Source organism: Janthinobacterium sp. FT14W (assembly GCF_009208755.1).
GTDB lineage: Bacteria > Pseudomonadota > Gammaproteobacteria > Burkholderiales > Burkholderiaceae_D > Janthinobacterium > Janthinobacterium violaceinigrum.
This window is the reverse complement of record NZ_WFLL01000002.1, coordinates 239,437-258,237: the sequence shown is the minus strand read 5'-3', so window position 1 is coordinate 258,237 and position 18,801 is coordinate 239,437. Positions and strand designations below refer to the sequence as shown.

Annotated in this window: 19 protein-coding genes; 3 read left to right on the top strand and 16 right to left on the bottom strand. The window is 60.5% G+C overall.

Annotated features, from left to right (window positions below):
• Position 1 precedes the first annotated feature (1 nt).
• Positions 2-1,111, top strand: a complete 1,110-nt coding sequence (locus tag GCN74_RS03350) for an Arm DNA-binding domain-containing protein (RefSeq protein WP_264372869.1) — start codon at positions 2-4, stop codon at positions 1,109-1,111.
• Between the two features lie 183 nt (positions 1,112-1,294).
• Here GCN74_RS03350 and GCN74_RS03345 read toward each other — a convergent pair whose 3' ends face one another.
• Together GCN74_RS03345 and GCN74_RS03340 are read right to left on the bottom strand one after the other, a co-directional pair.
• A complete protein-coding gene (locus GCN74_RS03345) occupies positions 1,295-1,591 on the bottom strand; it encodes an RnfH family protein (protein ID WP_152255345.1) in 297 nt (98 codons plus the stop codon).
• Positions 1,584-2,015, bottom strand: a complete 432-nt coding sequence (locus GCN74_RS03340; RefSeq protein ID WP_034752216.1) for a type II toxin-antitoxin system RatA family toxin — start codon at positions 2,013-2,015, stop codon at positions 1,584-1,586. The genes GCN74_RS03345 and GCN74_RS03340 overlap by 8 nt, the downstream gene beginning before the upstream one ends.
• Positions 2,016-2,108: 93 nt before the next feature.
• Between GCN74_RS03340 and smpB the strand changes: the two genes are divergently transcribed.
• Positions 2,109-2,558, top strand: coding sequence for an SsrA-binding protein SmpB (smpB, locus tag GCN74_RS03335; RefSeq protein ID WP_034784131.1), 450 nt, complete (start codon positions 2,109-2,111; stop codon positions 2,556-2,558).
• 321 nt (positions 2,559-2,879) lie between these two features.
• Here smpB and GCN74_RS03330 read toward each other — a convergent pair whose 3' ends face one another.
• The 5 genes from GCN74_RS03330 to ppsA all read right to left on the bottom strand — a co-directional run bounded on the left by GCN74_RS03330 (position 2,880) and on the right by ppsA (position 8,486).
• Positions 2,880-3,188, bottom strand: coding sequence for an H-NS family nucleoid-associated regulatory protein (locus GCN74_RS03330; RefSeq protein ID WP_010397665.1), 309 nt, complete (start codon positions 3,186-3,188; stop codon positions 2,880-2,882).
• A 647-nt stretch (positions 3,189-3,835) separates the two neighbouring features.
• Positions 3,836-4,780: an SPFH domain-containing protein gene (locus GCN74_RS03325; RefSeq protein ID WP_034752220.1), complete on the bottom strand. Its 945-nt coding sequence runs from the start codon at positions 4,778-4,780 to the stop codon at positions 3,836-3,838.
• A 15-nt stretch (positions 4,781-4,795) separates the two neighbouring features.
• Positions 4,796-5,212 (bottom strand): NfeD family protein, encoded by a 417-nt coding sequence (locus tag GCN74_RS03320; RefSeq protein ID WP_152255344.1) that lies wholly within the window; start codon positions 5,210-5,212, stop codon positions 4,796-4,798.
• A 177-nt stretch (positions 5,213-5,389) separates the two neighbouring features.
• On the bottom strand, positions 5,390-5,887 hold the full coding sequence (locus GCN74_RS03315) for a Dps family protein (protein ID WP_152255343.1): 498 nt from the start codon (positions 5,885-5,887) through the stop codon (positions 5,390-5,392).
• Positions 5,888-6,053: 166 nt separating this feature from the next.
• A complete protein-coding gene (gene ppsA, locus GCN74_RS03310) occupies positions 6,054-8,486 on the bottom strand; it encodes a phosphoenolpyruvate synthase (RefSeq protein WP_152255342.1) in 2,433 nt (810 codons plus the stop codon).
• Between the two features lie 152 nt (positions 8,487-8,638).
• On the opposite strand from ppsA, the gene GCN74_RS03305 reads away from it, so the two are divergent.
• Entirely contained in the window at positions 8,639-9,487 is an 849-nt protein-coding gene (locus tag GCN74_RS03305; RefSeq protein WP_152255341.1) for a pyruvate, water dikinase regulatory protein, read from the top strand.
• A gap of 112 nt (positions 9,488-9,599) precedes the next feature.
• Here the strand turns inward: GCN74_RS03305 and GCN74_RS03300 are convergent, their stop codons facing one another.
• The 9 genes from GCN74_RS03300 to bamA form a co-directional block, all read right to left on the bottom strand.
• Positions 9,600-10,814 (bottom strand): aminotransferase class V-fold PLP-dependent enzyme, encoded by a 1,215-nt coding sequence (locus GCN74_RS03300; RefSeq protein ID WP_152255340.1) that lies wholly within the window; start codon positions 10,812-10,814, stop codon positions 9,600-9,602.
• Between the two features lie 22 nt (positions 10,815-10,836).
• Positions 10,837-11,622, bottom strand: a complete 786-nt coding sequence (locus GCN74_RS03295; protein ID WP_152255339.1) for a TrmH family RNA methyltransferase — start codon at positions 11,620-11,622, stop codon at positions 10,837-10,839.
• Entirely contained in the window at positions 11,619-12,257 is a 639-nt protein-coding gene (gene rnhB, locus GCN74_RS03290; RefSeq protein WP_152255338.1) for a ribonuclease HII, read from the bottom strand. Before rnhB ends, GCN74_RS03295 begins: the two co-directional genes overlap by 4 nt.
• A 44-nt stretch (positions 12,258-12,301) precedes the next feature.
• Positions 12,302-13,477 carry a lipid-A-disaccharide synthase gene (gene lpxB / locus GCN74_RS03285; RefSeq protein ID WP_152255337.1) on the bottom strand — a complete coding sequence of 392 codons (1,176 nt, stop codon included), beginning with the start codon at positions 13,475-13,477 and terminating at the stop codon, positions 12,302-12,304.
• Positions 13,461-14,252, bottom strand: coding sequence for an acyl-ACP--UDP-N-acetylglucosamine O-acyltransferase (gene lpxA, locus GCN74_RS03280; RefSeq protein WP_152255336.1), 792 nt, complete (start codon positions 14,250-14,252; stop codon positions 13,461-13,463). Before lpxA ends, lpxB begins: the two co-directional genes overlap by 17 nt.
• Positions 14,252-14,746, bottom strand: coding sequence for a 3-hydroxyacyl-ACP dehydratase FabZ (fabZ, locus tag GCN74_RS03275; protein ID WP_152255335.1), 495 nt, complete (start codon positions 14,744-14,746; stop codon positions 14,252-14,254). Before fabZ ends, lpxA begins: the two co-directional genes overlap by 1 nt.
• Positions 14,743-15,798 (bottom strand): UDP-3-O-(3-hydroxymyristoyl)glucosamine N-acyltransferase, encoded by a 1,056-nt coding sequence (gene lpxD, locus GCN74_RS03270; RefSeq protein WP_152255334.1) that lies wholly within the window; start codon positions 15,796-15,798, stop codon positions 14,743-14,745. Before lpxD ends, fabZ begins: the two co-directional genes overlap by 4 nt.
• A gap of 70 nt (positions 15,799-15,868) precedes the next feature.
• Complete coding sequence (locus tag GCN74_RS03265) at positions 15,869-16,387, bottom strand: OmpH family outer membrane protein (RefSeq protein WP_071324020.1); 519 nt, start codon at positions 16,385-16,387, stop codon at positions 15,869-15,871.
• Positions 16,388-16,438: 51 nt separating this feature from the next.
• Positions 16,439-18,775 (bottom strand): outer membrane protein assembly factor BamA, encoded by a 2,337-nt coding sequence (gene bamA, locus GCN74_RS03260; RefSeq protein ID WP_152255333.1) that lies wholly within the window; start codon positions 18,773-18,775, stop codon positions 16,439-16,441.
• Between the last annotated feature and the right edge of the window lie 26 nt (positions 18,776-18,801).

Here is an 18,801-nt window from a genome sequence, read left to right as displayed (position 1 = left end):
CATGTACCGGGGCACCGAGTGCCGGGAAACGCTGAAGTTCGCGCACAGCAAGGCAAACATCAAATACGCCGAGCGGCTGCGCGGCGAGATCCTGAACGCCATTGCGCTGGGAAATTTTAGCTATGCCAAGTACTTCCCTGATTCGACGCAGTTGAAGAAGTTCGGCTTGCAACCTCGGGGCAAGGATGTAACCGTTGGCGACCTGCTTAAACAGCAGTTCGAAATCTATGAGCGCATCCTCGCGCCCAGCACGCTGAAAAGCTACAAGCGCGTGCTCAACAAAATTCTGTTGGAGCAATGGGGCGACACCCTGCTCACCAACCTGACTCCGGCCGCGCTGCGCACCTGGATTGTCGATCTGTCGCTGAAGGCCACCTCGGTCCGTCAAATTCTCATCCCTCTGCGCGGCGCGCTGGAGCTTGCGATAAACGACGATTTGATCGACAGCAATCCGCTGGACCGGGTGAAATTGCAAAAAACATTAGACCGCGACGCGTATAAGGCGGAATACGAGGTGGATCCGTTTTCCGCACAGGAGATTGCGGCCATCCTCGGGGCGGCTCAGGGCCAAGCCAGGAACGTCTTTCAGTTTGCCTTTTACACGGGCATGCGCCCGAGCGAGTACATCGCGCTTCGCTGGGAATCGATCGATTGGGCCGGGTTCAAAGCGAAAGTGGAGCGTTCGCGCGTGATGGGCGAATCCCGAGAGGAGTTGAAGACGCGCGCCGGCCGCCGCCTGGTCGACCTGCGGCGCGGCGCAGTCGAGGCGCTAGTTGCGCAGAAACAACATAGCTTCCTCGCTGGCGGCCTTGTGTTCTTTGATCCTGCCACCGGCCAGGGCTGGGACAACACGCAGCGCCTGAGCCTCTTCTGGGCGGCGATGATCAAGAAGGCCCAGGTCCGCTACCGAAATCCGTATCAGACAAGGCACACCTTCGCGTCGACGCTGCTATCGACGGGCGCCAACGCGATGTACGTGGCAAAGCAAATGGGGCATACCGATACGACCATGATCACCCGAACGTATGGCCGCTGGGTTGAGCAGGAGGGTGGCGTGTTGCCGGATCAGTATTGCAAAATGAATGATGGGCTAAAGGCAGGGGTCGCTTAGTATTTTCGCCCACGTTTCGCCCATGCAAACGGCAAAACGACTGGAACCCGCATGGATGCTTGCTTGTGGTGGCTAAAAGCAAGTTATACAGAAAAAAGCGCCCTCCGTCCTTGCAGCATAGAAAAGATATTTGAAAATAGCAAAAAATGTCGCCGCCAGGCAGGGCCAGGCTGCCCTGCCCGTTCAACCCTTGGCAGGCTTGCTGCTGGCGCGGCGCCGGCGCGCTTCTTTCGGGTCCGCCTGCAGGGGCCGGTACACTTCCACCCTATCATGCTCGTGCAAAACGGTATCGAGCGTCTTCTTCTTGCCATAGATGCCGACCATATTGGTGGCCAGGTCGATGTCGGGGATGGCCTGCAGCAAGCCGCTCTGCGCCACGGCCTGCTGAATGGTCGTGCCCGCAGGCACGCGCAAGGAGCGCAAGAACGTGCTTTCCGGCAACGCGTAACACACCTGCACCGCAATGTCCGCTTCAGCCATACACCGTCTCCGCGCGCTTGCAGAAGGAATCGACCATGCTGTTGGCGATCATGCCGAAGACGGGACCGATGATCTGCTCGAGCACGCGGCTGGAAAACTCGTAGTGCAGATCCAGTTCGATCTTGCAAGCGTCTTCACGCAAGGCCTTGAAGGTCCACACGCCATCGAGGGTCTTGAAAGGACCGTCCACCAGCTTCATCTTGATGGAACTCGGCGGCACGTTCTCGTTGGACGTGGTGAAGCTTTGGCGCACGCCGTGGTAATGTATGCCCACGCTGGCGACAACCGTGTTCTCGCCCCGCTCGCGAATCTCGACCGCACCGCACCAGGGCAGGAATTTGGGATAATCCTCCACCGCCGCCACCAGCGCAAACATTTGTTCGGCGCTATAGCCGAGAAAAACTGATTTATGTACTACTGCCATTGAAGAACCATTTGCTATGATGTTGGATACATTTGATTTTATCGCGCTTGCGCGAGACAGTAGTTTAACCGACCCGCGCACATTTACCATCTCATGACCATAGCAGACAACAGAAAAGCCTTCCACGACTACTTTATCGAGGATCGCTACGAAGCGGGCATCGTGCTGGAAGGCTGGGAAGTCAAAGCCATCCGCGACGCCCGCGTACAAATCAAGGAAGCCTACGTTGTCGTCCGCGGCGACGAACTCTTCCTGTTCGGCGCGCATATCAGCGCCTTGCCGACCGCCTCCACCCATATCCACCCGGAAGCCGTACGCACGCGCAAGCTGCTGCTGCACCGCGCGGAAATGGATAAACTGATCGGCAAGGTGGAACGTTCCGGCTATACGCTGGTGCCGCTCAACCTGCACTACAAGGGCGGCCGCGTGAAATGCGAAATCGGCCTGGCCAAGGGCAAGAAACAGCATGACAAGCGGGCAGCAGAACGCGACCGCGATGGCGCGCGCGAAGTGCAGGCGGCAATGAAGTCGCACCGCCGCTGATCCGGCACCGCGCGCAGCGTGCTGCGTCCGTAACAGCAAACCCGGCTATATGCCGGGTTTTATTTTGCCCATTGCCTGCGGCAAGCGGAAAGCACAGCGCAACGGAATTAAAACAGGGGAGCAAACAGATAAGACGGAGATAAGGCGGGAACTGGTATAGACAAAAATACCATGGAGATAAGCAGAGGTGAATCAGGCTGGCCTGGCTGGCCAAAAATGACGAATAAAGGAAGTTCCGGATGCTTGCATGCTGCCTTGTACTACACCTGTACTACTCCACAGGACAAGCATCCGAATGAACGGTTTTTTAACCCTTCAGGATCAAACCTTCAGCAGATCACGCGACTTGCCCGAATCGGTCCACTCTTTGACCCATTTCGGTTGACGGCCACGGCCAGTCCACTGCTGCGTCGCATCATCCGGATTGCGATAACGTACTGCGACGGTGCCGGTTTTAGCGCGAATACCCGTGCCGACCAGATCTTTTACGGAAACGCCCACGCTCTGGGCGATCGCCAGGATTTGCTCGCGCGCTTTGGACAGATCGTCTTGTTCGCGTTTCTTCATTTGTTTCTTGATGTCGTCCTGCAAGGTACGCAGTTCGGACAGGGATAAGCTGGACAGATCCATGATATTTCCTTGTGTGAGTTGAAAAATATAACTGAACAGTTAAATTCTATCCAATTGTAACGCGACTGAGGTGATTTTTCTTAAGATTTGATTGTTTTTTACAATTCTTTTACCAAGAACCCGACTCTCCCCGGCTTTCAAGCACTGAAAATCCTCAATCCCGGGAACTGCCACCGCGCATGCACAAGCTGCGCAGGCGACTCTGCTTTGTGCGCCTGCGATTCAATACGGCACCATCGGCAGTATTTATTCTGCAGCACTTTTTGTTTCATTGCAATTTATAGTAATTACAAATGGCAATTGAAAATATATATATGGAGGCAATACTATCGCCAATTGCACATCGCGCCATCAAAACACCGTCTTGGTATTCCTCGCAGATATCGGCACAATCATCGCCATGCTTGAGCAGCAGATTCTATTCCAATCGAAAAAACAAGCGCCGCACGGCAGAGCATATAGCCCCGAAAATGTGCACAGCATAACATGAAGAAAAGATTTTCAATGTTACTGTTCCGGACGCAGATACCGCTGCCCCGGCATCGCCATATATTCCAGGCAGCGCAAATGCAAACTGCCCGCCATAAGGCGGGCAGTATTGGCGACAAACTTGCTACGGACTTGCCACTCACCAGGCCGGCAGGCAATCAGGGAATAGCCACACCGCCTTTCGGCTTCTGCGTTTTTACCACCTGCATCGCCGTGGCGATCAAACCGCTCATGTCGCCCAGATTGGCCGGCACGATAATCGAGTTATTCGTTTTCGCCAATTGCGCGAATGCGCCCACATACTGCTCGGCCACTTTCAGGTTGACGGCATCCTCGCCGCCCGGTTCGCGGATGGCGGCGCCCACCTGGCGCAGCGCTTCGGCACTGGCCTGCGCCAGCGCAACGATGGCCGTGGCCTGGCCTTCGGCGCGATTGATCGATGCCTGCTTTTCACCTTCCGAGCGGGCAATCGCCGCTTCGCGCTCGCCGCTGGCGATATTGATCTGTTCCTGCTTGCGCCCTTCCGAGGCGGCAATCAGGGCACGCTTCTCGCGCTCGGCCGTAATCTGCGCCTGCATCGCATGCAGTATTTCCTTGGGCGGCGTCAAATCCTTGATTTCATAACGCAATACCTTGACACCCCAATTCGCCGCCGATTCATCGATGGCATTCACGATGGCCGTATTGATGTGGTCGCGCTCTTCAAATGTCTTGTCGAGTTCCATTTTACCGATCACCGAACGCAAGGTCGTTTGCGCCAGTTGCGTAATGGCGGCAATATAATTCGACGAACCATATGAAGCACGCATGGCGTCGGTAATCTGGAAATACAGAATGCCATCGACCTGCAATTGCGTATTGTCGCGCGTAATGCATACCTGCGGCGGCACGTCGAGCGGGATTTCCTTGAGCACATGCTTGTAAGCGATGCGGTCCACAAAGGGCACGACGATATTCAGGCCGGGACCCAATACCGCATGGAACTTGCCCAGGCGCTCCACTACCCAGGCATGCTGCTGCGGCACCACATTGACGGTCTTGAAGACAAACACCAATGCCAGCAATAACAAGATCAGCGAGACGCTTCCGATGCTTACTTCCATAATCTACTCTCCAGGTTATCCAACAATCAAACGGCTGCCACGCACGGCGCGGATGGTGTAATGACCCGCCTGCGTATCGCTGCCGGGAATCAGTTCCACGTCCCACAAGGCGCCGCGATACATGACGCGCGCGGCGCCATCGACCCAATGCGCAACCGTCACGCTCTGGCCGATATCGAGATTCACATTCGGGTCCTGCGCCGCATCGCGCCGCGCCGCCTTGCCAAAACGGCTGCGCCGCAGTAATAACGTGGCCGCCACGCCGACAATGGCGGCCGTCAGGGCCTGCCAGCTGCCATTGCCGCCCGCCAGCGCCACCAATCCTCCTGCACCGATGCCGATGGCGATCATCAGCAGATAAAACGTGCCAGTAAACAGCTCCAGGATCAATACCGCGCCAGCCGCCACAAACCAGCCCACCCATTCAGCCATGATGCCTCCATCTTTATGAATCCGAAAATAAAAAACCCCGCGGCCTATATAAGCGACGGGGTTTAATGCGCAGTACTGCCTGATATTATTCTTGCCAAACACCTATATACAAGCAGTCTAACGCAATTCCTGATGGCGTCAATAGCCGGGGGCGAATTAACGCCGCCAGCCCGGCAATTACTCTTCCAGCAGGCTGCGCAGCATCCACGCCGTCTTTTCATGCAGATCGAGGCGCTGCGTGATCAGGTCGGCCGTCGGCTGGTCATTGGCCTTTTCCAGCAGCGGGAACAGGCGGCGCGCCGTGCGCGCGGTCGCTTCCTGTGCCGCCACCAGGTGGCTGACCATGTCCAGCGCCGGCGGCACGCCGTCGATTTCCTTGATCGACGCCAGCTTGACGAATTCCTTGTACGTGCCCGGCGCCGGATAACCGAGGGCACGGATGCGTTCGGCGATCAGGTCGAGCGCGCCCCACTGCTCCGTGTATTGCGTCATGAACATCAGGTGCAGGGTGTTGAACATGGGCCCCTTGACGTTCCAGTGAAAGTTATGGGTCATCAGGTACAAGGTGTAGCTGTCGGCCAGCAGGCCGGACAGGCCTTCCGCGATCTTCGCGCGGTCCGCTTCGGAAATGCCGATGTCGATCTTTGCAGCTTTGCTCGGTTTCTTGCTTGCCATGAGAACTCCCGTTTCAATGTATTGGTGGAATCATTTTAGCTGATCTGGCGCAAAGCCATCGAATACAGGCGTGCGCCGCATGGTGATCGCCTCGCCGGCATGGCTGGCATAAAAAAACCCGCTGCCAGGTCAATGGCAGCGGGTTTTCAGAAGGCGGACAAGACGCTTACGCTTTCAGCGCAGCGAGCTTCTGCCAGGTGTCGATCACCGAGTCCGGATTCAGCGACATCGATTCAATGCCCTGCTCCATCAGCCAGACGGCGAAGTCCGGATGGTCGGAAGGACCCTGGCCGCAAATGCCGATGTACTTGCCGCGTGCCAGGCAAGCCTTGATGGCCAGGGCCAGCAGGGCTTTCACGGCGGGATCGCGCTCGTCGAAATCGGCCGCCAGCAACTCCATGCCGGAATCGCGGTCCAGGCCCAGAGTCAGCTGGGTCAGGTCGTTCGAACCGATCGAGAAGCCGTCGAAATGGTCGAGGAACTGATCGGCCAGGATGGCGTTCGACGGCACTTCGCACATCATGATGACGCGCAGCTCGTTCTCGCCCCGTTTCAAGCCATTCTTCGCCAGCAAGTCGATGACTTTCTCGGCCTGGCCCAGGGTGCGCACGAAGGGCACCATGATTTCCACGTTGGTCAGGCCCATGTCGTTGCGCACGCGCTTCATCGCTTCGCATTCCATGTTGAACGCTTCGGAGAAGTCGGCCGACAGGTAGCGCGCCGCGCCGCGGAAGCCCAGCATCGGGTTTTCCTCGTCCGGCTCGTAGCGCGAACCGCCGATCAGCTTCTTGTACTCGTTCGACTTGAAGTCGGACAGGCGCACGATGACTTTTTTCGGCCAGAACGCGGCGGCGATGGTGGCGATGCCTTCGGCCAGCTTATCGATATAGAACGCCTTTGGCGAAGCGTGGCCGCGCGCCACCGATTCCACGGCCTTTTTCAGGTCGGCATCGATGTTCGGGTATTCGAGGATCGCGCGCGGATGCACACCAATATTGTTATTGATGATGAATTCCAGGCGCGCCAGGCCCACGCCCGCATTCGGCACGGACTGGAAGTCGAACGCCAGTTGCGGATTGCCCACGTTGAGCATGATCTTGGTGTCGAGCTTCGGCAATTCGCCGCGCGACACTTCCGACACTTCCGTTTCCAGCAAGCCATCGTAGATCTTGCCCTCGTCGCCTTCGGAGCACACGACGGTGACGAAGGTGCCGTCTTTCAGCACGTCGGTGGCGTTGCCGCAGCCGACGACGGCCGGCACGCCCAGCTCACGCGCAATAATTGCCGCGTGGCAAGTGCGACCGCCACGGTTGGTGACGATGGCCGACGCGCGCTTCATGACCGGCTCCCAGTTCGGGTCCGTCATGTCGGCAACGAGGACGTCGCCAGGCTGCACGCGCTCCATGTCGGCCGGGTCGTGGATCACGCGCACGGGGCCGGCGCCGATCTTCTGGCCGATGGCACGGCCGGACGTCAGCACGGTGCCCGTGCTTTTCAGCTTGAAGCGCTCCTGCACATCGCTTGCCTTTTGCTGCGACTTGACGGTTTCCGGACGCGCTTGCAGGATGTACAGCTTGCCGTCGCGGCCATCCTTGCCCCACTCGATGTCCATCGGACGGCCGTAGTGGCTCTCGATGATGACGGCGTACTTTGCCAGCTCCACCACTTCGCTGTCGTTCAGCGAGTAGCGGTTGCGCATTTCGACGGGCACGTCGACGGTTTTCACGGAACGGCCGGCTTTCGCTTCGTTCGTGAATTCCATCTTCAGCAGCTTCGAGCCGATATTGCGGCGGATCACGGGCGACTTGCCTTTTTCCAGCATCGGCTTGTGCACATAGAATTCGTCGGGATTGACGGCGCCCTGCACCACGGTTTCGCCCAGGCCATAACTGGAAGTGACGAAGACCACGTCCTTGAAGCCCGATTCCGTGTCGATGGTAAACATCACGCCGGCCGCACCCAGGTCGGAGCGCACCATGCGCTGCACGCCGGCCGACAGGGCCACTTCAGCATGCGTGAAACCCTTGTGCACGCGGTAGGAGATGGCGCGGTCGTTGTACAGCGACGCGAACACCTGTTTCATGGCGTCGAGCACATTGTCGATGCCGACCACGTTCAGGAAGGTTTCTTGCTGACCGGCAAAAGAAGCGTCCGGCAAGTCTTCCGCCGTGGCCGACGAGCGCACGGCAAACGACATTTCCGTGTCGGAATCGGCCACCAGCTTGGCGTAGAACTGGTCGATTTCGGCAGCCAGGCGTGGCTGGAATGGCGTTTCCACGATCCATTGACGGATCTCGGCACCGGCTTGCGCCAGCGAACGCACGTCATCGATGTCCAGCCCTTCCAGGCGCTGGGCGATGCGTTCGGCCAGCGGCAAGCCGCCGTTGGCGCTATACGACAGGAAGTCGCGGAATGCCTGCGCCGTGGTGGCAAAGCCGCCAGGCACGCGTACGCCGGCTTCCGCCAGCTGGCTGATCATTTCGCCCAGGGAGGCGTTCTTGCCGCCGACGGATTCGACATCCGTCATGCGCAAATGCTCGAACGAGGCAACATACACCGCGTCCTTGTCTTCCTGCTGTTGCGATACTGCGTTAGTCATAATGACACCCTTACTGATGATAGAAATCTTTACGCGCGGCGCACAGACAGTCTTCTTGTTATTCTTGGCGTCGTGCAGCACAATCATACCGTTGCAGCCATTTTACCTTGTGCGGCGCAAATTGACGACGCACAATCTCGATCCGAAAACCCATGACACAAGATCCACGCCCCCCTCTGCCCTCCGCGGCCCGCACCGTCTTCTTCGTTTCCGACGGCACCGGCATCACCGCCGAGACGTTCGGCCACTCGGTGCTGACGCAGTTCGATCTGCGCTTCCGCCAGATCCGCCTGCCCTTCATCGATACCATGGACAAGGCCTACGAGGCGGCGCGCAAGATCAACGAAGCGTTCGCCGCCGATGGCCAGCGTCCGATCATTTTCTCAACGCTGGTGAAGAACGACCTGTCGGCCGTGATCCGCAAGTCCAGCGGCATGCACATGGACCTGATCCAGACCTTTGTCGCCCCGCTGGAGCAGGAACTGGGCGTGATGTCGACCCATACCATCGGGCGTTCGCACAATATCGTCGACAGCGAGGAGTACAAGAACCGCATCGAGGCGATCAACTATTCGCTGGCGCACGACGACGGCCAGTCGCACAAGAACCTGTCCTCGGCCGATGTCATTCTGGTGGGTGTTTCCCGCTCTGGCAAGACCCCGACCAGCCTGTACCTCGCCATGCAATACGGCATCAAGGCGGCCAATTATCCGCTGATTCCCGACGATTTCGAGCGCGAGAAGCTGCCTTCGGCCCTGCTGGAATTTAAGAATAAAATTTTTGGATTGAGCATTACGCCCGAACGTTTGTCGGAAATACGCAACGAAAGACGCGCTGGAAGCAAGTATGCGGCCATCGAAAATTGCCGTTACGAGGTCAACGAGGCGGAAAAAATGATGAAACGCGAGGGCATCCGCTGGCTCTCCTCGACCACCAAGTCGATCGAAGAGATCTCCACGACGATCCTGCAAGAGATCAAGCCGAACCGCCGCGAGTACTAGAACGCTTGACCAAACCTGCTGCGCGTCGGTATGGGCGGCTTGCGATGCTCACCGTACTAGAAGTACGGTTGCGCTTCTCGGCCACCTCTCCCTTCCGCTCGCTACGGTTTTGTCAGGCGTTCGTTTCGCTCGAAAGCACCGTCAGCGCGGCGACCAGCTGATCGAGTTCGCTGGTCTGCGTCGTGATGGCCACCGTGGCGCGCACGACATCGGCATCGCCGATATTGCGTTCGACGGTAAACACGCCGAAGCGGTGCAATAAAGCCTGTTGCAGTTCCCGCGCACGCATGCCGTCGACGGCAAAGGCCACCAGCGCCGTGCCCCGCTTCGCATCGAGCGGCGACAGCAGCCGCACGCCGGGCAGTTGCGCGGTGCGGCTGACCCAGTACGTACGCAGCCAGGCCAGGCGTTCCGTCTTGGCCGGCGTGCCGCCCAGGCGCGCATGGAAGTCCAGTGCGGCAGGCGCGGCCAGGATGGCGCCGATCGGCGGCATGCCCATGTGCAGGCGGCTGCGGATATCCGTTGGCGCATAATCGTCGTCGCCAAAATGCGGCTCGATCTTGTGCAGCTGCGAGGCGCGGATGTACACGACTCCCAGTCCCGCCGGCGCGCCCAGCCATTTGTGCAGATTGAAACCGGCGAAATCGACGCCCATGGCCTGCACGTCCACGTCGACCTGCCCCAGCGCATGGGCGCTGTCGAGCAGCACGTCGATGCCATGTGCGCGCGCCAGTACCATGATTTCCCGCACCGGCAGTTGCTGGCCGTTGGCCGGCGCCACCTGCGACAGCAGCAGCAATCTGGGCTGGACGGCCTGGCGCATGGCTTGCGCGTAGCTGGCGACGATCTCGTCATCGCTGATGGGCAAGGGCAATGCGACTTGCGTGCTGGTGACGCCGCGGCGCTGCGTAAGCCAGCGCATCGCCGTGCGCATGGCAGGATAGTCGAGATTACTCCACAGCACGGTATCGCCGGGCGCCAAGCCATGGTATTGCGTGATCAGCACCTGCATGGACTCGGTGCCGCTGCGCGTCAGCAGGATCTCGTGCGGTTCGGCATGGATCAGTTCAGCGACACGCTGGCGCAGAATATCCACATGCGTGCGCGTGAATTCGCCGCGCACGAAAGGACTCAGCTGCTCATTCGTGTAGCGCACGGCCTGCTCGAAGGCCGCTTGCACGGGGGCGGCCATGGCGCCGAAATAGCCGTGTTCGAGATTGACGATGGCGTCCGGCGGCGCGGGATAAAACGCCGCCGCCTGGCGCCACCAGGCCTCGTCACGCGTGGCACCGTCGGCGAGCAAAGGCAGAACTTGATGGTCAGGCATGGCGGGCTTGGCTTTCAACGTGTCAGGACTGGCCCTGGCGCAGCTGTTCGAAGAAGCACACGGCGGCGCAGGCGGCCACGTTCAGCGATTCGATCTGGCCCAGGTGGGGAATGACCACCTGGTGCGTGGCCATCGACAGCAGGTCGTCCGCCACGCCCTGCCCTTCATGGCCGAACAGCCAGGCCACGGGCTGGCGCAGGTCGACGTCGTACAAGCGCTGCGTGGCATAGCCGCTGGTGGCCAGGGTCGCCACCTTCGCGCTGGCAACCAGCGCGGCCAGGTCGACGTTTTCAAAGATGTCGAGCACGAAGTGCGCGCCCATCGCCGCGCGCAGCACCTTCGGCGACCAGCAGAACGCCGTCCCGGCGCTGCAGTACACCTGCGTGATGCCGGCGGCCGCCGCGCTGCGCAGGATGGAGCCCACGTTGCCCGGGTCTTGCAGATTATCGAGCAGCACGGCCGACACGCTCAGCGGCTGCGTGACGGCCCGTTCCGGCGTCTCGATGAGGAACATCACTCCCACGCCGTGTTCCACCTGGCTCACCGCCTTGTACAGCGCGTCGGGCAAGCCCAGTACGTGCGCGCGCTGGCTTTCCAGCTGGCCGACGATGTCCGCCACTTCCGGGTTCTGCAAGGCGCTTTCGCTGACGATGCATTGTTCCGGCATGCCGCGCAGCTGCAGGTAGGACTGGCACAGGTGCACGCCATCGAGCAGGGTGCGGCCCGATTTGCGGCGCGCCTGCGAACTGCCCGCCAGCTTCAGCAAATCCTTGTATTGCGCATTGTCGCGCGAAGTGATGGTCTTCATGCCGCCACCTCCTGCGCGCCAAACAGCGCAATGACATTGCGCACGGGCGCGAACGAGCGGCGGTGCACGGGCGAGGCGCCGTGCAGGTGCAGCCGCTCCAGGTGCAGCTTGGTGCCATAGCCCTTGTGCTGGTCGAAGCAGTACTCGGGATAGGCCGCGTGCAGGTGCACGAGGGCCGCGTCGCGCGCCGTCTTGGCCAGGATGGAGGCGGCGGAAATCGAATCGACCTTGTCGTCGCCGCCGACGATGGCCATGCCGCGTATCGGCATCACGGGACAGCGGTTGCCGTCGATCAGGGCCAGGGTCGGCACGGTCGCCAAGGCCTCGACAGCGCGGCGCATGGCCAGCATCGATGCCTGCAGGATGTTCAGGCGGTCGATTTCCTCTTCCGACGCTTCGGCAATGGCCCAGGCCAGGGCCTTGGCCTTGATCTGCGGCGCCAGCAGGTCGCGTTTGGCTTCGGTGAGCTTTTTCGAATCGCGCAAGCCGTCGATGGGCTGGCGCGGATCGAGGATCACGGCGGCGGCGAAGACGGGGCCGGCCAGCGGGCCGCGCCCTGCTTCGTCGACGCCGCAGACGATTTCGTCGGGCGAGAATGGCAAGTCGTCAAACAGGCCGGGATAGATATTTTTCACGTTGAATCTTTGGTTGGTACTGCGGTTGCAGCGGTGATCGGGAGCTACTTGCGGTTGGCGGTAATGACCTGCATGACCGCGTTGGCGCTCTCGCGCGCACTGTCGCGCAGCAGGCTGTGATGCATGTCCGTGAAGCGCTGCACCAGGCGCAGGCGCCCGGGCACGTCGCTCAGCTGCCGCCACATGGCCTCGGCCAGCGCTTCGGGGCTGGCCGCGTTCTGCAGCAGCTCGGGCACCAGGTAGTCGCGCGCCAGGATGTTCGGCAAGCCTATCCACGGCTGGTAACCCATGTGGCGCATGATTTCCCACGAGGCACGCATCATCTTGTAGGCGATGACCATGGGCTTCTTGTACAGCGCCACTTCCAGCGACGCCGTACCGGACGCCACCAGCACCGCATCGGCGGCGCAGATGGCCGTGTGCGAGCCGCCATCGGTCAGCAATATCTCGACGTCCTGCAGGCCCGCTTCGCGGACCAGCTGCAAAAAGTACTGGCGCTGCTTTTCTCCGGCCATGGGCGCGACGAAGCGCAGGGAACGGTCGCGCGCCAGCAGCAGCTTGCAGGCGGCCACGAACGCCACCGCATTGTATTTGAGTTCGCCCATGCGGCTGCCCGGCATCAGGGTCACCACATTGGCGTTTTCCGGCAAGCCCAGGGTGCGGCGCGCGGCCGCCTCGTCGGGCTGCAGGGGGATCATTTCGGCCAGCGGATGGCCGACATAGGTGACGGGCACGCCCGCCTTGCGGTAGATCTCTTGCTCGAACGGGAAGATCACCAGCATGTGCGAGACGGCCTTGATGATTTTCTTGATGCGTCCGCCGCGCCAGGCCCAGATCTGCGGCCCGATATAGTGCACGGTGGGGATGCCGCCTTCCTTCAGCTGCTGCTCCAGCCCCAGGTTGAAGCCAGGATAGTCGGCGCCGATGAAGACGGCGGGCCGCTCGGCCAGCAGCTGGTCGCGCAGCGCGTTCTGGATGCCCTTGATTTCGCGGTAGCGGGGAATGATCTCGAACAGGCCCCGTACCGTCAGCTTGTCCAGCGGCCAGTCGGAAACAAAGCCCTGTTTGGCCATGTGCTCGCCGCCGATGCCGTGGAAGCGCGCGCCGGGCAGCTGCGGCACGAGGCCGGACAGCAGCCGGCTGGCCAGCAGGTCGCCCGACACCTCGCCGGCGACGATGGCGACCGACAGGCCGCTGGACTGGTCAGCGGACGATGCCACGCGACGCCACGCCAAGGAATTCGCGCATGGCGCGAATGTGTTCCGCCACTTCGGGCGACGACGCCGCTTCTTCTTCGAACAGGGCTGCCTTGGATTCTTCCAGGGTCAGTCCCGAACGGTAGATGATTTTATACGCGGCGCGGATGCCGTTGATCTGCTCGCGCGTAAAGCCGCGGCGCTTCAGGCCTTCGATATTCACGCCATGCGCCTGCGCCGGATTGCCGTTCAACAGCACGAACGGCGGCACGTCCTGCGTCAGGCTGGTGCTCATGCCGACAAAGGCGTGCGCGCCGATCTTGCAGAACTGGTGCACATTGGCGAAACCGCTCATGATGACCCAGTCGCCGATTTCCACGTGGCCCGCCAGCTGGGCATTGTTCGAGAAAATCGTGTTGTTGCCCACCAGGCAGTCGTGCGCCAGGTGCACATACGCCGAAATCCAGTTGTCGTTGCCCAGGCGCGTCACGCCGCCGCCCTGCACGGTTCCCGTGTTGAATGTGCAGAATTCGCGGATGGTGTTGCGGTCGCCGATTTCCAGGCGCGTCGCCTCGCCCGCCCATTTCTTATCCTGCGGCTGCGCGCCGATGGAGGAAAACTGGAACAGGTGGTTGTCGCTGCCGATCGTCGTATGGCCGTCGATGACCACGTGCGGGCCGACCTTGGTACCGGCGCCGATGCGCACGTGCGGACCGATGATGGTGTACGGACCCACCTCGACCGAGCTGTCGAGCTCGGCCTTCGGATCGATGACTGCCGTGGAGTGGATGGCCGCCATTACTGCCCCGCTGGCTGGCTCGCAGACTGGCTCGCATCCTGCGCGCTGCGGATGGTGCACATCAGTTCCGCTTCCAGCGCCACTTTGCCGTCGACGGAACCGACTGCCTTGTATTTCCAGATACCGCGCGAGACGCGCAGGATTTCCACGTCCATCTTCAGCTGGTCGCCCGGTTCGACAGGACGCTTGAAGCGCGCATTGTCGATGCCGACGAAGTACACCACCGAATTCTCGTCCGGTTTCACGCCCATCGACAGGAACGACAGCAAGGCCGCCGTCTGTGCCAGCGCTTCGATCATCAGCACGCCCGGCATGACCGGCTTGTGCGGGAAGTGCCCCTGGAAGAACTCTTCGTTCACCGTCACGTTCTTGATGGCGGTGATGGTCTTGTCCGCTTCCCAGTCCAGTACGCGGTCAACCAGCAGCAGCGGATAGCGGTGCGGCAGCAGCGATTTGATGGCCAGGATATCGAGGGTCTTTTTTTCAGTAGTCATTTTTCGTCTTGCGTGGTCAGTGTTTTAATTGTTTTTTCAAGCGTGCGGATCTTCTCGCGCATGCTTGACAGGTTGCGCACGATGGCGGCGCTCTTTTCCCAGTCGGCGTTCTTGGCCAGCGGATAAAAACCCGTGTACTGGCCCGGTTCCGCGATCGAGCGCGAGACCATGCTGCCCGAGCCCACGTGGACGCGGTCGGCGATCGTCAAATGGCCCAGCACCATGGCGGCGCCGCCGAAGGTGCAGTACTTGCCGATGATGGCGCTGCCGGCCACGCCGACGCAGCCGGCCATGGCCGTATGCGCGCCGATATGGCAGTTGTGGCCAATCTGGATCTGGTTATCGAGCTTGACGCCGTCTTCGATGATGGTGTCGGCCAGTGCGCCGCGGTCGATGGTGGTGTTGGCGCCGATGTCGACATCGTCACCGATCACCACCCTGCCCGTCTGCGGGATCTTGATGTACACGCCGCCTTCGTTGGCGAAGCCGAAGCCGTCGGTGCCGATCACGGCGCCCGAATGGATGATGCCGCGCCGGCCGATCACGCAGCGCGCATGGAACGTCACGTTGGCCAGCAGTTGCGTGCCCGCGCCGATGACGGCATCGCGGCCGACCACGCAGCCAGGGCCGATGACGCAGCCGGCGCCAATCACGGCGCCCGCTTCGATCACCGCGTGCACGCCGATGGAGGCGCTGGCGTCAACTTGCGCGCTGGCGTCCACAAAGGCGCTCGGATGGATGCCGGCCGGGGCCTTGATATCGTGCAGGGCGGCAAAATACTGCGCCGCGCGCGCGAAATAGACATAGGGATTCGGTGTGACGATGCGCGCGCCTGCGTACTCGGCGCCGATCAGCGCGTCGTCGGCCGGCGTGAGGATCAGCGCGGCGGCGCCGCTCTGGGCGGCCTGTGCGCGGAATTTACTATTGCTGAGAAAGCTGATGTGCGAAGCGCCGGCGTCGGCCAGCGGTGCGATCCCTGTCACTTCCAGGTTGGGATCTCCCGCCAATTGCCCACCGAAGCGTTCGACCAAGTCTCCTAGTCGAGTGCCCATCTGATTACCTTTATAAATACGCCTGCCAGTGCACGCAGCGCATGCACTGGCAGGCTTCAAACCGTGTCGATTACTTGTCCAGCGCCTTCAAGACCTTGTCGGTAATGTCGATGCGCGGGCTGGCCCACAGGGCTTCCTGCAGCACGATGTCATATCCTTCGATATGCGCCATCTGCTGGATGATGGTGTTGGCTTTTTCCGCGATGGCGCTGCGCTCTTCGTTCGTGCGCTGGCTCAGGTCTTCGCGGAACTCGCGCTGACGGCGTTGCAGCTCCTTGTCCAGCTCGAAAAACTCGCGCTGGCGCTTGGCGCGCTCCGCCTCGCTCAGGGTCGGCATATCCTTTTCCAGCGCTTCGTTGGCGACCTTGAAGCGGGCCGCCAGTTCCTGCACGGCCTTTTCGCGCGAGCGGAACTCTTCGGCCAGCTTGGCGCTGGCCAGCTTGGCCAGCCTTGATTCGTTATAAATACGTTCGCTGCTGATCCAGGCGATCTTCGACTCCTGAGCCTGCGCCTGCACCGGCAACAGCGAACTCCAGCACAATGCGATCACGGCAAGGGACTTGGGCAGGGTAGCGGATGCGGTGTTCATGATACTCCATGGTCAAAAAGTAAAAGCTGTCGCCCCCGTTCAGATGGCCGGTTAGAAACCGGTACCCATCTGGAACTGGAAGCGCTCCAGGCGGTCCGTCGGCTTGGCGTTCAACGGCTTGGCATAGCTCAGCTTGAGCGGGCCGACCGGTGAAATCCAGCTGATGCCCAAGCCAGCAGAATAGCGCAATTGCGAGATCCGCATTTTTTCGCCTTCCTGGTAGACCTGGCCGCCGTCAAGGAAACCGAACCAGCGCAGGCTGCGGTCATTGCCCGAACCGGGGAATGGCATCTGCAGTTCCGCGTTACCGATCAGGCGCGAAGCGCCGCCCAGTGCATCGTTGGTGCTCGGTTCGACCGCGCCCAGCGAGGAACTCAGGTAGCCGCGGACCGAACCGATACCGCCGCCGTAGAAGTTCTTGAAGACGGGGTACACGTGATTGCCGATACCGTGGCCGTAATCGATCTCGCCCTTCAGCGCCAGGGTGACCTTGCTGAACAGCGGACGGAAATACTGGTGCTCATAGATGGCACGGAAGTATTTCTGGTCGCCGATCAGGTCAGCCTCCAGATTGACGCGCTGGTAGCGGCCGATCGACGGCGTCAGGGCGCTGTCGCGGCTGTCGCGCTGCCATGCCGCCGTCAGCGGGATGGAATTCGTGGTAGCCGAACCGATACCGTCCGACGGGCCGCCATTGTCGACCACATACTGCTTGAAGCGGATCGGGCTGGTGATGTCCGTTTCGATGCGCGAGCGCTCGGCGCCGATGCCGAAGAAGACCGTGTCGACTTCCGAGAACGGCACGCCGAAGCTGACGCGGCCACCCGTTTGCTTGATCTTGTAGCTGCCGATGTTCAGCGCCGGCGGTTCCGTCGTACGCAGGTAGACTTCAAAACTGCGCGAAATGCCATCATCCGTATAGTACGGATTGGTTTGCGAAAACGCAATCGTACGGCTGTAATGGCTGGTATTGAGCTCGATGCCCACCGTGTTGCCGCTACCGGCAAAGTTGGCCTGCGAAATCGATGCCGACAAGGTGAACTTCTCGGACTGCGAGAACGCGCCGCCGATCAGGAAGTTACCCGTCGGTTTTTCCACCACCGTCACGTTGACGTCGACCTGGTCGGTCGTGCCCTGCGCTTCCGGCGTGTCGATGGTCACGTCCTTGAAGTAGCCCAGGCGGTCGACGCGGTCGCGCGACAGCTTGATCTTGTTGCTGTCATACCAGGACGATTCGAACTGGCGGAATTCGCGGCGGATGACTTCATCGCGCGTGGTGGTGTTGCCGGCGATATTCATGTGGCGCACGTACACGCGCTTGCCCGGATCGATGAAGAAGGTGAAGCCCACTTCATGCTTTTCGCGGTTGATTTCCGGATTGGCATTGACGTTGGCAAAGGCATAGCCGAACGTGGCCAGGCGGTCCTGGATGCGCTTGTTCGTGGCCGTCAGGCGCGCGCCCGAATAGATCTCGCCTTCGCGCATCAGGTTCAGGGCTTGCAGCTCCTCTTCGCGGCCGAACATCTCGCCTTCGAACTTGGTGCCGGCGATCTTGTACTTTTCGCCTTCGGTGATATTGATGGTCAGGTAGATATCTTTTTTATCGGGCGTGATCGACACTTGCGTCGAGTCGACCTGCATCTCGATATAGCCGCGGTCCAGGTAGTAAGACTTGAGCGACTCGATGTCGCCCGTCAGCTTGGTCTTCGAATACTGATCGGCCTTGGTGTACCAGCTGAACCAGCCGCCCGTGTTCAGGGCCAGCTGTTCGCGCAATTCCTTGTCGCTGAAGGCCTTGTTGCCGACGATGTTGATCTGCTTGATGCGGGCCACGTCGCCCTCGTCGACGGCAAACACCACGTTGACGCGGTTGCGCTCGATCGGCGTGACGGTGGTGGTGATCTTCACGCCGTACAGGCCATGCGACAGGTACTGGCGCTTGAGCTCCTGTTCCGCGCGGTCGACGGAAGCCTTGTCGAAAATCTTGGCTTCACCGACGCCGATTTCCTTCAGGGCCTTGACCAGCACGTCCTTTTCAAATTCCTTGGTGCCGGTAAATTCCACGGAAGCGATGGCCGGGCGTTCCTCGACCAGCACCACCAGCACGTCGCCGTCGACTTCCAGGCGCACATCCTTGAAAAAACCCGTCGCATACAGGGCTTTGATGGCGGCGACACTCTTCTCGTCGGAAAACGTCTCGCCCACGCGCACCGGCAGGTAGCTGAAAACAGTGCCCGCTTCAGTACGCTGGATCCCTTCGACCCGGATATCCTTGACAGTGAATGGCTGGACGGCCAGCGCGTGGCCGGCACAGAAGGCCATGACGGCAGCGCCGATCAGGCTGCGACGAAAGGAAGGCAGGGCAAAACGAGCAGAATGTAATTTCATTGGGGTTATTCAATGGGTAAATCAAT

Excerpts from the sequence above, each read along its gene's own strand:
- GCN74_RS03325 (WP_034752220.1), bottom strand. The coding sequence starts at position 4,780 with ATGGAAGTAAGCATCGGAAGCGTCTCGCTGATCTTGTTATTGCTGGCA.
- lpxA (WP_152255336.1), bottom strand. The coding sequence starts at position 14,252 with ATGGCGGCCATCCACTCCACGGCAGTCATCGATCCGAAGGCCGAGCTC.
- GCN74_RS03320 (WP_152255344.1), bottom strand. The coding sequence starts at position 5,212 with ATGGCTGAATGGGTGGGCTGGTTTGTGGCGGCTGGCGCGGTATTGATC.
- fabZ (WP_152255335.1), bottom strand. The coding sequence starts at position 14,746 with ATGACTACTGAAAAAAAGACCCTCGATATCCTGGCCATCAAATCGCTG.
- lpxD (WP_152255334.1), bottom strand. The coding sequence starts at position 15,798 with ATGGGCACTCGACTAGGAGACTTGGTCGAACGCTTCGGTGGGCAATTG.
- GCN74_RS03340 (WP_034752216.1), bottom strand. The coding sequence starts at position 2,015 with ATGGCAGTAGTACATAAATCAGTTTTTCTCGGCTATAGCGCCGAACAA.
- GCN74_RS03350 (WP_264372869.1), top strand. The coding sequence starts at position 2 with ATGTACCGGGGCACCGAGTGCCGGGAAACGCTGAAGTTCGCGCACAGC.
- GCN74_RS03315 (WP_152255343.1), bottom strand. The coding sequence starts at position 5,887 with ATGGCAAGCAAGAAACCGAGCAAAGCTGCAAAGATCGACATCGGCATT.
- GCN74_RS03330 (WP_010397665.1), bottom strand. The coding sequence starts at position 3,188 with ATGGATCTGTCCAGCTTATCCCTGTCCGAACTGCGTACCTTGCAGGAC.
- GCN74_RS03300 (WP_152255340.1), bottom strand. The coding sequence starts at position 10,814 with ATGCCTGACCATCAAGTTCTGCCTTTGCTCGCCGACGGTGCCACGCGT.
- bamA (WP_152255333.1), bottom strand. The coding sequence starts at position 18,775 with ATGAAATTACATTCTGCTCGTTTTGCCCTGCCTTCCTTTCGTCGCAGC.
- smpB (WP_034784131.1), top strand. The coding sequence starts at position 2,109 with ATGACCATAGCAGACAACAGAAAAGCCTTCCACGACTACTTTATCGAG.
- GCN74_RS03345 (WP_152255345.1), bottom strand. The coding sequence starts at position 1,591 with ATGGCTGAAGCGGACATTGCGGTGCAGGTGTGTTACGCGTTGCCGGAA.
- ppsA (WP_152255342.1), bottom strand. The coding sequence starts at position 8,486 with ATGACTAACGCAGTATCGCAACAGCAGGAAGACAAGGACGCGGTGTAT.
- GCN74_RS03295 (WP_152255339.1), bottom strand. The coding sequence starts at position 11,622 with ATGAAGACCATCACTTCGCGCGACAATGCGCAATACAAGGATTTGCTG.
- GCN74_RS03305 (WP_152255341.1), top strand. The coding sequence starts at position 8,639 with ATGACACAAGATCCACGCCCCCCTCTGCCCTCCGCGGCCCGCACCGTC.
- GCN74_RS03265 (WP_071324020.1), bottom strand. The coding sequence starts at position 16,387 with ATGAACACCGCATCCGCTACCCTGCCCAAGTCCCTTGCCGTGATCGCA.